The organism is Sphingobacterium sp. MAE, from assembly GCF_056711605.1.
Map to the genome: position 1 here is coordinate 3731247 of NZ_CM160044.1, position 12742 is coordinate 3743988.

The following is a 12742-nucleotide window of genomic DNA, read 5'->3' on the forward strand; positions in this document are numbered from 1 at the left end:
AATAAATAGTATTAGCTAATTACACGCAAATTGATATGGATACAAATTCGTTCTTAACAAAAGGTACATGGTTTATCTTAGGAAATGGAATTCAATTAGATTCTGATGAAATAGAAATCCTTCCCTATCTTAAGCTGAATAAGATAAATAAATTATCGGTCTTTGAATTAGCAGGTTTGGGTGCAAAAGGCTTCAGACAATGGGCATTAATTGAGCCATACTGTTACATGAAAGATAATTTCGAAATTGTTAGTTCGGAAAATGACACTCCCTACGGTTATGATATCATTAATCGCGCTTGGCTATTAAACACATTACTTGTATTGCGAAAACATAGTTTAATAAACTCAATTGCACTACTGGATAGATCTTGGAATGATATAGAAATAGTCAGTAATATTAAAGCTCAGTTACTAGACTATCATGTAAAAATGCTGACAGTGGATAATAAAGTTTCGGCATTAAATCAAGATGATATAAGTTGGCTCCATGTTAATTTTGAAAGTGCTAATAAATTGGCCTTAAAGTATGATAAATTTAGATACGCTTTGGAGGTTCTGAATTCGTTTAGATTCAACATAGATATTCGAAGTGCTATAGCGATACTTTGGTCCGCAATAGAAAGCATTGTTGATATTACATCTGAAATTACATTTAGATTATCACTAAATATTTCATCATTGTTATATGAAAGAGGAGAAGAAAGATTAAGTAAATTCAAAGAGATAAAGCGTCAATATAATTTACGATCAAAGGTCGTTCATGGAAGTAATATAAAACCCAATGAAGCATCTGAATCACTAATGGGTGCATTTAATATATTATCTGATTTAATAGTTTATATGATTGAGAATCAGAAAATGATTGAAGACAGAGATTTTGAAATGGCAATTTTTGGGTAGTCGACTAATTATACTAGCTAATTTGATTGCAGTTTTGGCTAATATTTTAGCTTTTAGCAAAGTCTTTTTTTTCACTTTTTAAAATCTCGTTAGATTTTTTAGACATATTAAACAAGGCTTTATGAATGTCACTAATCTTCTTGTTCTGTTTTATGATAATCTCCTGCATAATGGACATCATATCCTTCAAATCAGAAATCTCATCCCGCAGTGCAGAAAGTTCTGATGATTGATCGATATGTTTATTATCCGTTCTTATTGTAATTATGATACAAGGGTTAAAAACCGACAGCTATTACTATTAATTTTTTATATCGCTGGGATCGATATTGTCTCGCCGTCCTGCGAGTTGAGCGAAGGTCGCTGAAGAGAAATGCGATAGCATGATTCAGCGATATAAAAGAAGTATACGGAAACTGTTGGCGGTATTTTTGATAGCGCTGGACCTAGCCACAGGCCATTAAAAAATAGTGCCAACATTGGAGCCTGAGTGATCAGCAGGCGAGCCAAATTCTAAAAGCTTGAAGATTTTTAATAGGTGTGTAGCATGTATTAAAAAGATTTAGATGCTTTTATGAAGTGGAGGAATTACTAAGACATCAAGTGTGACAAACTGCAACGCATTAAAAACGAATTTGGATGCAGTCCGATTTCGTTTTTAACTTGGTTTGGCATATCTTTATGCTAGTGATTCCGTAACGGAATGCCATTTTACATGCAATTAATACTATATAAATTCATTGTCTTTTATTACTTTAGACCAGAATTATATATACTCTAATTGATAGGTTTTGTTAATCCGTATGCTTTTAATTAACAAAACTTTATGGTCTTATAGTATTAATCAAGTTAGATGCAATAGGATTATAAGCCTATTAAATTAGTTTATAATAACAAATTTTCATGAGAGTAATTGTAGTAGGTGATATTCACGGAAATGATAAAAAGTTTAGAGTAGCACTCAAATCTGTAGGACTGAAACGTTCAGATAAATTAATCCTAATAGGGGATTTGATTGACCGAGGAAAAGATAGTAAAGGAGTTTTAGACACACTTATCCTATTGAAACAAAGTGGTTTTGAAGATATTATATATATACGGGGAAATCACGAACAAATGTTATTGGATGCTTATAGAGATCCAAATAAGGAGTACATATGGTTGAAAAATGGAGGCGATAAAACCCTTCAAAGTTTTCGCATTAGATTTTGCGATGAAATTCCGCAGTCATATATCGAACTTATTGATAGCTCTGTTATGTATTATAGGTATGAAAAATATATTTTTGTTCATGCCGGAATGGATTTTTCTTTAAAAGACCCTTTAAGTGATCATCAATCACTAATGTGGATTAGAGATCTAGATGAAGAGAAATACTCTCACTCAGTTTTTGCGGGGAAGACTATTGTCCATGGGCATACCCCATCGACTAAGACACAAATTTTAAATGATTTGAAAACCTCAACCTTTATAAATGTAGATAATGGTATCTATCTTGATAAGGAAGGGTTTGGCTCCTTAGCGGTCTTCGATGTTAGCAATGCCAATATTAACTTTATATAACTATGGAAATTATAAATGTTGTAAGACACATCAATAGTGGAGGTTTCGGGACTATTGATGAGGTTATTTGTGATGATGGAAGAAATTATGCTAGGAAAACGTTTAGTCCTATTCCAGATTCAAGATTAACGCCTGAATTGATTAGCAAATTTAGGTCTCGCTTTATTCGAGAAGTTGAAACTCAACGTCGATTGCCAAATGAATACGTAATGCCAATCCTATCTTACGATTTAGACGCCACTTCTCCTTGGTATATTATGCCGCTTGCTGATTATGACTATAATCATGAAATTCGTGAATGTAGGCAAGCTGGACGTAGCCCTGATGGTTTATCTGATATATTAAATGCGATGGAATGTCTTCATAATTTAGGTTACGTGCATCGAGATTTGAAGCCAGGGAATATTTTGTTTCATAATGGTGTATGGAAATTGTCAGATATGGGATTAATTACCCAAGATAAGGATATATTATCTCTTTCCATAACATCTTCAAATGGATTAGGTTACGGCTCTGAAATGTATGCTGCTCCCGAGCAAATTAATGAATTTAAAAATGTAGATTCTAGAGCTGATATATATGCTTTTGGCGCAATTTTACATGACATTTTTGGTACAGTTAGAAGAACGCCATATTCAAATCATACAGCTTTTGGTGATATAGGTGTAATCATAGACAAATGTACGAAAAGAGAACCTCGACAAAGGTTTAGTAGTGTAGAATCTTTAAGAAATCGTTTATTATATGTATTAGCAAAACAAACAAATCCTACAGCATCTGCAGGATCCGCTACTTATATTCAATCATTGAGGGAAATTGAGACTTTTACCTTGGAACAATTTCAGGAGCTTGTTTTTTATGTAAAGGATGAAGAAGCAGATAAACATAGTATTTTCTATGAACTAAATAGAGAAATTATTAATCGGCTTTATGAATTAGATAAAGATTTATTCATTGAATTTTGTCTTGAATATGTTTATTGGGTCGAAATTACAAGATTTTCATTTGATTATTGTGATGTAATTATTCGGCACTTACAAGATATATATGGTAGACCAGTAGGGATAGATCTGAAAGCAAAATGTGCATTAGCGGCAGCCGAACTAGCTAATAAACACAATAGATGGTTTGTAATGGCCAATGTTGTTAGAATGTCTGATCATGCTATCCACGAAAATTTTGCACTTAGACTACAGATAGATATTGACATGAACATTAGAGCTAAGGAAAACTTTAGGAGGTGTGTTGCAGGAATAAATCAAACTATATCAAGTTACCATCCCTTAATTGCATCAATTCTTTAATAAGCTATATATTAGGGGGAACTCTATTAATTTTTTAAAATCCCACTCAAGAAAATTTAAAGTTTCAGTTGAGTGGGATAGGTGAATGTAGGTTCTAGTTTGAGACTTTTAACGAAGTAAGTTTTCCCTCTTCTTGGTAATCTAATCTTCTATTGTCGCAGAAAAAAATTCATATGAGAATTGAAATTTCTCTAATTCTAAATGTACGATATAAAGTCGTTGGCTCATATCGTAACTCGCTGTCTGATAATTTTGTTGTGGCACTTTGACAATGTATTTAAAATCTGCAGAAGATGATGCTTCATTTCGTTGATCTCTAGGAAAAGGGAGATATGAAGGTTTCATAGATTGGACTATCTTAAAGCCCGTAGACTGTATGTCTTTAAACTAATTGGGACAAATGGCTACGGTGGATATACTGGAGCATGCTGACCCTTTGGCGAGTAGTTTTTGTTATTTAGTGATCAAACAATTTTGGATCACTGATGGCTGGAAAACCAAAATAAATGAGTCAGATAAAGCAATTAATTAAATTGTATCAGGGCGTTAGTGGAATAAAAACGATTGTCGACATTCTTAGAATGAGTAAGAATACAGTGCTGTCTTACTTGAAAAAGATGGCCGATGGCGGGTTCAATACCGAAGAACTTCTTAAACAAGAGGATACTTTATTAGAAAAATCTTTTCATTCAGGCAATCCTGTATAGAAGACAGATAAGTTTAAATACCTAAAGAGTCGTCTAGATTATTACGAAAAGGAATTTAGGCGTACTGGGATCACCAAACAGTTGCTCTGGCAAAAGTATATTGAGAGCGCCCCCACCGGTTATAGCTATCCATAGTTCACATATCACTAAAGGCAACAGCTTGTCTCCAGAAAAAGGTAGCATCGTGATGAAACACATCGCTAGCGACAAACTGTATATTGACTTTTCTGGAAAGAAACTCCATTATATCGACCGATCAACTGGTTAACTGATTGCCTGTAAGGCATTTGTCACCTATCTTCCTTTCTCAGATTACGCGTTTGCCATCGCAGTGCGTCATTTGATGATTTTAATGATAAATAACATCGACTGCATAATATAAAAAAGGTTTATCCTCGTCTATTTTTTTTGGTAGATATTGATGTGTTTTAAAATAGTTCCTACTCCCACTTAATTCTAGTAGATCTTTTTCATTAAAATATGTATAATAGTCAATACATTTTCTAATCTTATCGCCATATTCCTTGTCAATAAATCTGATAATCGAATCATTTTTACTATAAAAAATCTCATTTTTATTATTGATCAATAAAATTCTATTATCCGAACTAATTAGATATATTTTATAATGACCATAATCTTGATTATATCCTTTTTTACTTGATATAAGTTCACCTTTCTTCGCAAACTTTGATCGAAGTTCTTCATGAAAAATATCCCATTTCTCTTTTGTTACCATTTTATCTGCAATTCTGTTTACCACTGTGTACCTAGGGCCAAATACTTTTTCTTGAAAAGTTGAAAAATAAATTAAATCATCTTGCAAAATCTCATCTTCAAATAAAATTTTAATATTTTGATGTGCTTCTACTTTTTTTCCTTCTGTAATATTAGAACAACTGTTTAATATTACAATTAACATAATCAACACAGCGTAAATGCATATGTGCGTAGTATTAGTTTTTTTCATGCTTCGGATCGAATATTTTACAAGGAATTCTAGTATACGTGTAAGTAGCAACTTATACATCATAACACTTCAGTAGTGGAATATCTAAATTTCTAACGTCTTTATATTCTTCTAATAGCTTTTGATACTGCTCAAATTGATTAGGTTTATTATGAATTTGAAATACACTGTAAATGCCCTGACCTTGATTCGCACCTAAATACCTTAACATTTTCACCTTATATTCCTTCCTTTTCTTATCATTCTGAATTTCATCGTTATGAAGCAACTTCAGTTCTACCATAATTGGACCATAAAGGCCATAAGAAATTAGATAATCATATCTCAATCCGTCAAGACTTTCTACTTCTCTAAAAATATCTGACTTTCTTAGTCCATTATCCAACAAAGCCTTTTCCAAAGCAATTTTTAAAGTTTTTTGGATAATCACTTCCCCAACTTTGATACTAGGTTGATTTTCTTTTTCTTTTAATTCATCTGCTACCCTATAAAAGCCTTCATCTTCGATAAGACTCTTAATATCTGTGTTTATTACCTTTAAAATCAATTCTCGTAGTTCTTCGTTGCTATTAATCGGTAAATACACCTTTTTCAAAATAATATTTAAGCCATGTATGGCAGTAATAAATGGTTCTTGATTTTTCCCTTGATTTTGCAAATCTTTAATTAACTCATCTATTTGAGTATTGAATGAGTAGGTTTGATCTACAAAAGAAAATTTCGAAATTGTCTTCTTAAGGTCAGATAGTACTTGACGATTCAAAAAAGTTTTGAAATAATTATAGACTATCTGTTGTAGATAATTACTATATCTAAACTGTAATATATTATTCCTTATACTAAATGAAAATGTCAGCAGGTCCAGCATTTCATTATAGATCGTACTATTTTCAACTCCGTAAAGGCATTTCGGGAATTCTGGACGGTCCATTTCAATTTCAAATACCCCAACCGCCCTCGCTCCATTATATTTATGATCCATATCAAAAGGTTGCATCCTTGTTTTCAATTCCTTAAAACGCCATTTAATTGCATCCTCATCCTGGTAGTTGGTAATCAAAGCTGCATTAGCAATATCTATCAATTTTTTAGTGAACCTACCTGATTTTGTAATATTTTTAAGGGTTTCAAAATCATTTTTCCCTGTAGCAAGGAAACCAAAGGCGCGCAAAGACTCTTCCTTCTCATAGTATTGAACTTTTGGGTTTTCAACGAGCATCAGAAGTACAGGATTGAGTTGATGTAGACCTAATTTCTTTGCCATCTCAACAAAAGAACGAGAACTTAAAGCAAGCAGATCATCAGTTCTTTTCATACAAAAATCATGAATTATCAAAACATCCTGATCTGTTATTGGAGAGATTGTATGGACCAAATTATCTAACAAACCTTCTCTCTGATGCTCGAAAACATCAATTAGGGGAAGTGTTTTGAGTAGTTTTTTCCTGTATTTCTTAATTAACTGTTTTTCACCCAATAAATAAGCTGTTTTGAAATACAATTCAATATGAAACCAGGTTTCCTGATTGTGACTAAATGATGTATGGTTTCCTTTTACCTCGTTAATAGTTAACCTAAAATTATCTGGGTTGTATGCTTTGAGAATCATTGAAACAACATCATTTATCTCCTTTAAATCGTTATCTAAAAGTTGATTTTCAAGTTCATCATAATTATTAACAAAAAATGGAATAAGGTGTGGGTGAAAATAATTTCTATCTTCTAAATAATATTCCCGAAGTTGCTCTAGATTTGTTTTCTGAACTGGGTTCTCATAAGAAATGGCACTTCTAACCGATTTCTTATGATATTTAACATCAATGTATTTGTAAATTGGATTATCCTTATCGTATTCAAGTTCCATTTTGGTAAGACTAATCATCCTTTCCAAGCGCCACTCATGGTTATTATGAACCAAGAATCTTTCGATCCATTTAAAAGTCTTCAATTCGATATGTCTCGCCAATAATTTAGCAATGTCATCAACCAAATTGATAAATATATTGAGTGAAATAATCTTCTTAAGAAAAATCGGTTTCTTTCGTACAAGATAGATCAGTGATTCTTTACAGATTTTAGGAAGATCATATCGATATTGATCTTCGTTCAATTTCACCAATAGAAACTGTTGGATAGATTCATTAACTTTTTGGGAATTTATTTTTTCTATGCATTTAAAAAGAGTATAAAATCCACTCCCATATCCGAATGGATCAATTCTAAGATTTGTTCTTAAATGAGTAAGATTTTTAAATAATGATATGATACCCTCCGCTGCAGAGACATTGTTGATTGCCATTTCTAGGCAGTCAATTTTTCTACCTTCATTGATTATTCTATTGATAAGGTCAATCACTTTGATGTCGTTTGGAATCATCTTTGTTAATGCGGAAAGATAATTGTTCAGTAGGTAATCAGATTTTTTCTCAAACACACTAATAAGAGCAAGTAATGGCTTGGGTTTTCCCAGAGCAATCAAACCATAAAATATAGACATCTGTATAGAATATAGTTCGTCTATTTGGGATAATTCAATTAAATATTCTACCCAAACAGAAACTTGAATATCGTTTAAACGGTTAGATTTAGCGAGGGCTTCAATAATTAATATTTGATTGGACTGAACATGTCTAACTGCATCCTTCAATTCATCTATTTTATAAATAGGATAAAAAAATGTTTTATTTGATTCGGTTAGAAATCTTGTCAATGACTCACTGATACTGTAAATAAACTTTCCTTTTGCTGTATAGTAATCAAAAATAGTATCAAAGAAAAAATTTAGAAATTTTTCATCAAAATGTTCGTGAGGTACATCAATCAGCATTTGGATTAGCTTCTCATCAATAGTCTCATGATTTTTACTGCGGACAAAAGTTACAATTGGCCTTACAAATTCCGGTTCTAGGTCGATTGCAAATCTAAGAACATCAATCCAATTGGGAAGCAAAAGCTGTAACTGAGGGTCAATCATGAGGTCATAAATAATTTGGTATCTATATCCAAGTCTAACCAATTCCTTTGCAGCCATAAACTCCTGAAATTCTGAATTTTCGAATTGAAGAATATCCCCTGTCGTTTTCATTACTCGTGAAAGTAAAACATCAAGATCTATTGAATTCAAAAATATTAAACTGATATTAGAATCAGTTTGATCAAGAAATGTAATAAAATCTTCCTTTGTAATTTGATTTAATCCATGTATTTCCATTACTAAAGAAAGTCTTTCAAGCACTCTCTTTGTCAAGTATTTCTGATTAGAATTTGAGCCCTTGGCGTTATCATCAGTTTCAAGTTTATAATAAATGATCTTTTCAAAAAGATCAGCTTTAGAAAGCTGTTTAATTTCTAATGCAGCAATATTATTCTGTAAAATATATTTACAAAATTCATTAAGGTATCTTGGAACTGAAAGTATCGAAACTCTCGAACTGACTTTTGATCGCTTTATAATTTCCGTAAAATCAACATCTTGATAATTAAGTTTCTTTAGTTTTAGTTCTAAAAAAGTGAAAATTTGTTGGTCATTAAATGGTAGTAAGCGAATGAAATTAAAGTTGTCATCAATCAATAAATGCTTAATTAAAGAAAGATAATGTGTACGATTAGTAATTATAAGTTTAATATTATTCTCTTTGCAAAAATTTTGAACTTTAATAAAAGTAGCAATTACATCCTTATTTTCGTCGAGAGCATCAAAAATGAGGTATGTGCTGGCTTTATAACTATCTAAAAGCATAATTTCATTATTGATTCCGTTTACGTAGTGAAATGGAATTTTGTCCTGCTTCAGAATTGATAAAATTTGATCTACTACAGTTGTTTTACCATGTCCAGGTTCCGCAATTATAAAAATTTTTTCAAAGTCGAGAATTTCACGTGGATTAATTTTCTTTGCTGAGCCTAGAAAATTGATTTGTGTCGCTTTTCCATCAAGTAGGTCATCGAAACTATTGTATCTTTCATAATATTGGGGTATAATAGTTCTTTCCATATTGCTTAATCAATATTTGCAAATTAGCTTATTGTAATTAAAAATACAACTAGGATTAATTAATAAATCACTCTGATTAAAATATATAATAGATATTTTCTCTCAGAACTATAAACATATCATCTGAAACTCGAACGCGTAGTTCGTAAACCGGATATTTTTTAGTTATTCAAACTAATCTGCTTTGTCAGCAGGATTACCGACATTGAAGAGTTTTTCTAACAAAAGTTACTCTTACTTAAGCAGTTCTTCTATATTGAATTTACCATTGATCATGTTTTTCAGGTAAGACCTCACCGTGTTCTAACTCATTGCAAGAATGCGTTCAATTGTTTTCACCCCACTCCGACCCTGGTAAAATCTAATTAATTGCATTATCGCATAAAAATTACTTCGTTTAAAAACTAATACGTCCAAAGACAAGTAATTATCCCGGTTTGTGAGACCCTATAACATTGTTCCATAAGTTTCCAATGAGATTTTTTCTTGATCTCAAAATCTTCAGAAAACCATTCAACAGCATCAACTACCTGTGGAACGCTATCAATAACCTTGTTATAAAATAGATCCCCTGCAACAGTATAAACAGGTAATTTGAAGTCTTTAGGAATCCATTTGAATGGAAAATCATCAGATTCTTTTTTCCACTTAACAATACCATTTTCGATGAACATAACCATCAATGGATATTTGCCACAATCAATATATCGCAGGAATGTCGCAAGAAATGACGTGTGAAAATAAGAACTCAAATCTTCTATCAAAGATAAGGAAAGTCTCTTATTATCAACTTTAGTAGTAAATAATCTTTGTGGCATCAAAAACTCGGTAGCAAAGCTGTTGGCCTCATTTTCCTGACTACCTTTTTTATACCATTCATTCAAAGTCATATCAGTTTCTGAAAACAGTGTGAGACTGTCTTTATGCAACAAAAAATGACCAATTTCGTGTGCCAAAACAAAATTTCGCTTTCCAGTGGAGGAAATAGTCTTATCAATTGTAATAATTCCAGAATCACCTTTCATTAAAATTCTTCCCTCCGACCCTTCCAATGCTTTTTCCTTAATTATGATATTTAGTGTGTTAGCTATTTCATCCAATGTAAAATCATCAGGGGAAAGCCAACCTAAACTATTCTGCAGTTCCAATGCAGCGTATTTAGGTGTTTTCATCAGAATCAAATTTATCTTTTAAGATTTCTAAATAATGTAGAAGCTCACTATCTTCTAATATTTCCTTCTCATCTTCTTCAGTGAGATTTTCGAACTTCCGAAATAAAGGAATTAATACGCTTTGCTCTTCTAAACTTAATGAGTTTTTTATTTCATCTACTCCTTTGTTTTTTAAAGCCTTTATGTAATCAATAATTTTTTGAAATTTATTTTCATTAGAAATAGCAGTCAGCTTCGCCTTCATTTGTTTGATTTTAATCAAATGCTTGTCAAGCTGTGGATCTGGGTTTTCTTCTAATTCTTGCAATACGTCCTCATCTGCACGATGGTAATTAATTTCCATCATCAGTCCGTATAAATCACTTAATATCTGTTTTGTATTTTTAGAGTTCATATTATTACTTATTTGCATTATGTAGCTTCACTCTGCGAATCAATTTTTCTCTGAGTTTATCAAACTGTCGAACGTTTAAATCCAAAAGGTCTGCTATCTCTACTCTTTTCTTCCCTTCTTTAATGGCATCAACCATTAGTTCCAATTGAATATCATCAGCTATTGCATCTTCAATATCTTTAAGCTTCTTTGAAAATTCCTCATCGTCATTTTCGTCTGGGGGTTCGGCGAGATCATAAAACTTTTGTTCAACATCTATATATTTTACTTTTAGCGCTTCAGACTTACTTGTTTTACTCTTTTCAACACTTTTGGTTATAGCACTATCAGCTATACGAATCATTTGCTGCCCTAATGTATATGCCTCTTTCCATTCCCATTCACCATTCAATATCTTCTCAAAAGCTATACCTAAATAATGATCAATAGCATCCATTCCTAAAATGGAAGAGCTATGTGCACCAGATAATGTCTTTTGACGCAACTTCCATCTAAGATGTTCTTTACATTTTGTTAAAGCGACCTTCCAATCCGTATCTGTAAGCCGATCAGTCTTTTCTCGATTCTGATAATAATACTTGCCTAATTTCATAATTAACAATAACCCGAAAAATATTTTTTTACACCAATGGTGTAATTATAAAAACTTCCGGTTATAAGGATTATAGTGGTTAATATACTTCTGATTATTATAAAAGTAACTGAATAAATATGGAAAAACAAGAGAATAAAAAATTTAAAATCCTGTCAATTGACGGTGGAGGGATAAGAGGCCTTATCCCTGCCAAACTCCTGGCTGAGCTAGAAGCTGAACTTCAAAAAGAAGAACCTGAAAAGAAACTTTACGAGCACTTCGATTTAATCTGTGGTACTTCTACAGGAGCGATATTGGCTATTGGTATTTCATTAGGTATACCAGCAAAAGATTTGGCTAAATTTTATGAAGAAAATGCGGAACTTATTTTCCCTCGTTTTGTGTTCAAATTCATTCCTCAAAAAAGTCGGGCTTTATTGAATGCCATATACAGCAATAAAAAATTGCTTAAGAAACTTCGCGAAGTGTTTGCTGATGCCAACGGTGGTGAAGATCCTTTAATGAATGATTTAAAAACCAAAGTCTGCGTCCCTGCATTTAATGGCAATGATGGTGTTATCAATGTTTTTAAAACAAAACATCATCCTGAATACAGAAGAGATTATAAGCTTCCTGCATACCATGTGGCCATGTCTACACGCTTCTGCCCCAGTTTATTTTCCACCCCACACCTTTTCGTTTAAAAATGAACTTGGTGAAGGTACAAATATCAACATGATCGATGGTGGAATTTTTGCAAATAACCCGGCTTTAATTGGAGTTTTTGAGGCAACTGACAAACTTGATATACCTATTGATAATATTTCAGTTCTATCATTGGGAACAGGGCAAGGAAAACAAATTATTAAGCGCTCCTGGCGCCCTAAGAATGTATTTGATTGGTTATTTCCCAATCCTAAATTGGTTGATATCGTATTAGATACGCAGGCACAGATAACAGAACAGTATCTACTATTTCTTCAACGGGCGTTAGGGAAAATGGGTAGTACATTTTCTCATTTACGCATCCAACATGACATGAAGGGGGATAATATTGAACTTAATTCTTCAAAAAAGAAACATATCGATCGAATGAAATCTATTGGTGAGGAATTAGCAAAAAATCGATTAACAGAAATTTTAAACTTTTTAAAACAATAAT

The 12742-nt window shown here is 32.2% G+C and carries 12 protein-coding genes; 6 read left to right on the forward strand and 6 right to left on the reverse strand.

The annotated features are described in order from the left end of the window. Nucleotides 1-35 precede the first annotated feature (35 nt). From AC06G9_RS16010 to AC06G9_RS16020, 3 genes are all read left to right on the forward strand, one after another. Nucleotides 36-902: a hypothetical protein gene (locus tag AC06G9_RS16010; RefSeq protein WP_480956714.1), complete on the forward strand. Its 867-nt coding sequence runs from the start codon at nt 36-38 to the stop codon at nt 900-902. 903 nt (nt 903-1805) lie between these two features. Continuing rightward, nucleotides 1806-2465 carry a metallophosphoesterase family protein gene (locus AC06G9_RS16015; RefSeq protein WP_480956715.1) on the forward strand — a complete coding sequence of 220 codons (660 nt, stop codon included), beginning with the start codon at nt 1806-1808 and terminating at the stop codon, nt 2463-2465. A gap of 2 nt (nt 2466-2467) precedes the next feature. After that, nucleotides 2468-3769 (forward strand): protein kinase domain-containing protein, encoded by a 1302-nt coding sequence (locus AC06G9_RS16020; protein ID WP_480956716.1) that lies wholly within the window; start codon nt 2468-2470, stop codon nt 3767-3769. Between the two features lie 141 nt (nt 3770-3910). On the opposite strand, the gene AC06G9_RS16025 is transcribed toward AC06G9_RS16020, so the two are convergent. Further along, a complete protein-coding gene (locus tag AC06G9_RS16025) occupies nt 3911-4114 on the reverse strand; it encodes a hypothetical protein (RefSeq protein ID WP_480956717.1) in 204 nt (67 codons plus the stop codon). Between the two features lie 161 nt (nt 4115-4275). Here AC06G9_RS16025 and AC06G9_RS16030 point away from each other — a divergent pair, with 161 nt between their 5' ends. Next, the gene (locus AC06G9_RS16030; protein ID WP_480956718.1) at nt 4276-4476 is read left to right on the forward strand and encodes a hypothetical protein; all 201 of its coding nucleotides are present in this window, start codon (nt 4276-4278) and stop codon (nt 4474-4476) included. A gap of 349 nt (nt 4477-4825) precedes the next feature. On the opposite strand, the gene AC06G9_RS16035 is transcribed toward AC06G9_RS16030, so the two are convergent. The 5 genes from AC06G9_RS16035 to AC06G9_RS16055 all read right to left on the reverse strand — a co-directional run bounded on the left by AC06G9_RS16035 (nt 4826) and on the right by AC06G9_RS16055 (nt 11598). Next, nucleotides 4826-5446, reverse strand: coding sequence for a hypothetical protein (locus AC06G9_RS16035; RefSeq protein ID WP_480956719.1), 621 nt, complete (start codon nt 5444-5446; stop codon nt 4826-4828). A gap of 52 nt (nt 5447-5498) precedes the next feature. Then, nucleotides 5499-9440, reverse strand: coding sequence for an NACHT domain-containing protein (locus AC06G9_RS16040; RefSeq protein WP_480956720.1), 3942 nt, complete (start codon nt 9438-9440; stop codon nt 5499-5501). Between the two features lie 404 nt (nt 9441-9844). Further along, complete coding sequence (locus AC06G9_RS16045) at nt 9845-10612, reverse strand: ImmA/IrrE family metallo-endopeptidase (RefSeq protein ID WP_480956721.1); 768 nt, start codon at nt 10610-10612, stop codon at nt 9845-9847. Beyond that, nucleotides 10599-11006 (reverse strand): hypothetical protein, encoded by a 408-nt coding sequence (locus AC06G9_RS16050; protein ID WP_480956722.1) that lies wholly within the window; start codon nt 11004-11006, stop codon nt 10599-10601. The genes AC06G9_RS16045 and AC06G9_RS16050 overlap by 14 nt, the downstream gene beginning before the upstream one ends. 4 nt (nt 11007-11010) lie before the next feature. Beyond that, the gene (locus AC06G9_RS16055) at nt 11011-11598 is read right to left on the reverse strand and encodes a hypothetical protein (protein WP_480956723.1); all 588 of its coding nucleotides are present in this window, start codon (nt 11596-11598) and stop codon (nt 11011-11013) included. Nucleotides 11599-11717: 119 nt separating this feature from the next. Between AC06G9_RS16055 and AC06G9_RS16060 the strand changes: the two genes are divergently transcribed. After that, nucleotides 11718-12284 carry a patatin-like phospholipase family protein gene (locus AC06G9_RS16060; RefSeq protein ID WP_480956724.1) on the forward strand — a complete coding sequence of 189 codons (567 nt, stop codon included), beginning with the start codon at nt 11718-11720 and terminating at the stop codon, nt 12282-12284. A gap of 31 nt (nt 12285-12315) precedes the next feature. Further along, nucleotides 12316-12741 (forward strand): hypothetical protein, encoded by a 426-nt coding sequence (locus AC06G9_RS16065; protein WP_480956725.1) that lies wholly within the window; start codon nt 12316-12318, stop codon nt 12739-12741. Nucleotide 12742 lies beyond the last annotated feature (1 nt).

Excerpts from the sequence above, each read along its gene's own strand:
- AC06G9_RS16045 (WP_480956721.1), bottom strand. The coding sequence starts at position 10,612 with ATGAAAACACCTAAATACGCTGCATTGGAACTGCAGAATAGTTTAGGT.
- AC06G9_RS16015 (WP_480956715.1), top strand. The coding sequence starts at position 1,806 with ATGAGAGTAATTGTAGTAGGTGATATTCACGGAAATGATAAAAAGTTT.
- AC06G9_RS16035 (WP_480956719.1), bottom strand. The coding sequence starts at position 5,446 with ATGAAAAAAACTAATACTACGCACATATGCATTTACGCTGTGTTGATT.
- AC06G9_RS16060 (WP_480956724.1), top strand. The coding sequence starts at position 11,718 with ATGGAAAAACAAGAGAATAAAAAATTTAAAATCCTGTCAATTGACGGT.
- AC06G9_RS16025 (WP_480956717.1), bottom strand. The coding sequence starts at position 4,114 with ATGAAACCTTCATATCTCCCTTTTCCTAGAGATCAACGAAATGAAGCA.
- AC06G9_RS16030 (WP_480956718.1), top strand. The coding sequence starts at position 4,276 with ATGAGTCAGATAAAGCAATTAATTAAATTGTATCAGGGCGTTAGTGGA.
- AC06G9_RS16065 (WP_480956725.1), top strand. The coding sequence starts at position 12,316 with ATGATCGATGGTGGAATTTTTGCAAATAACCCGGCTTTAATTGGAGTT.
- AC06G9_RS16020 (WP_480956716.1), top strand. The coding sequence starts at position 2,468 with ATGGAAATTATAAATGTTGTAAGACACATCAATAGTGGAGGTTTCGGG.
- AC06G9_RS16040 (WP_480956720.1), bottom strand. The coding sequence starts at position 9,440 with ATGGAAAGAACTATTATACCCCAATATTATGAAAGATACAATAGTTTC.
- AC06G9_RS16050 (WP_480956722.1), bottom strand. The coding sequence starts at position 11,006 with ATGAACTCTAAAAATACAAAACAGATATTAAGTGATTTATACGGACTG.
- AC06G9_RS16055 (WP_480956723.1), bottom strand. The coding sequence starts at position 11,598 with ATGAAATTAGGCAAGTATTATTATCAGAATCGAGAAAAGACTGATCGG.
- AC06G9_RS16010 (WP_480956714.1), top strand. The coding sequence starts at position 36 with ATGGATACAAATTCGTTCTTAACAAAAGGTACATGGTTTATCTTAGGA.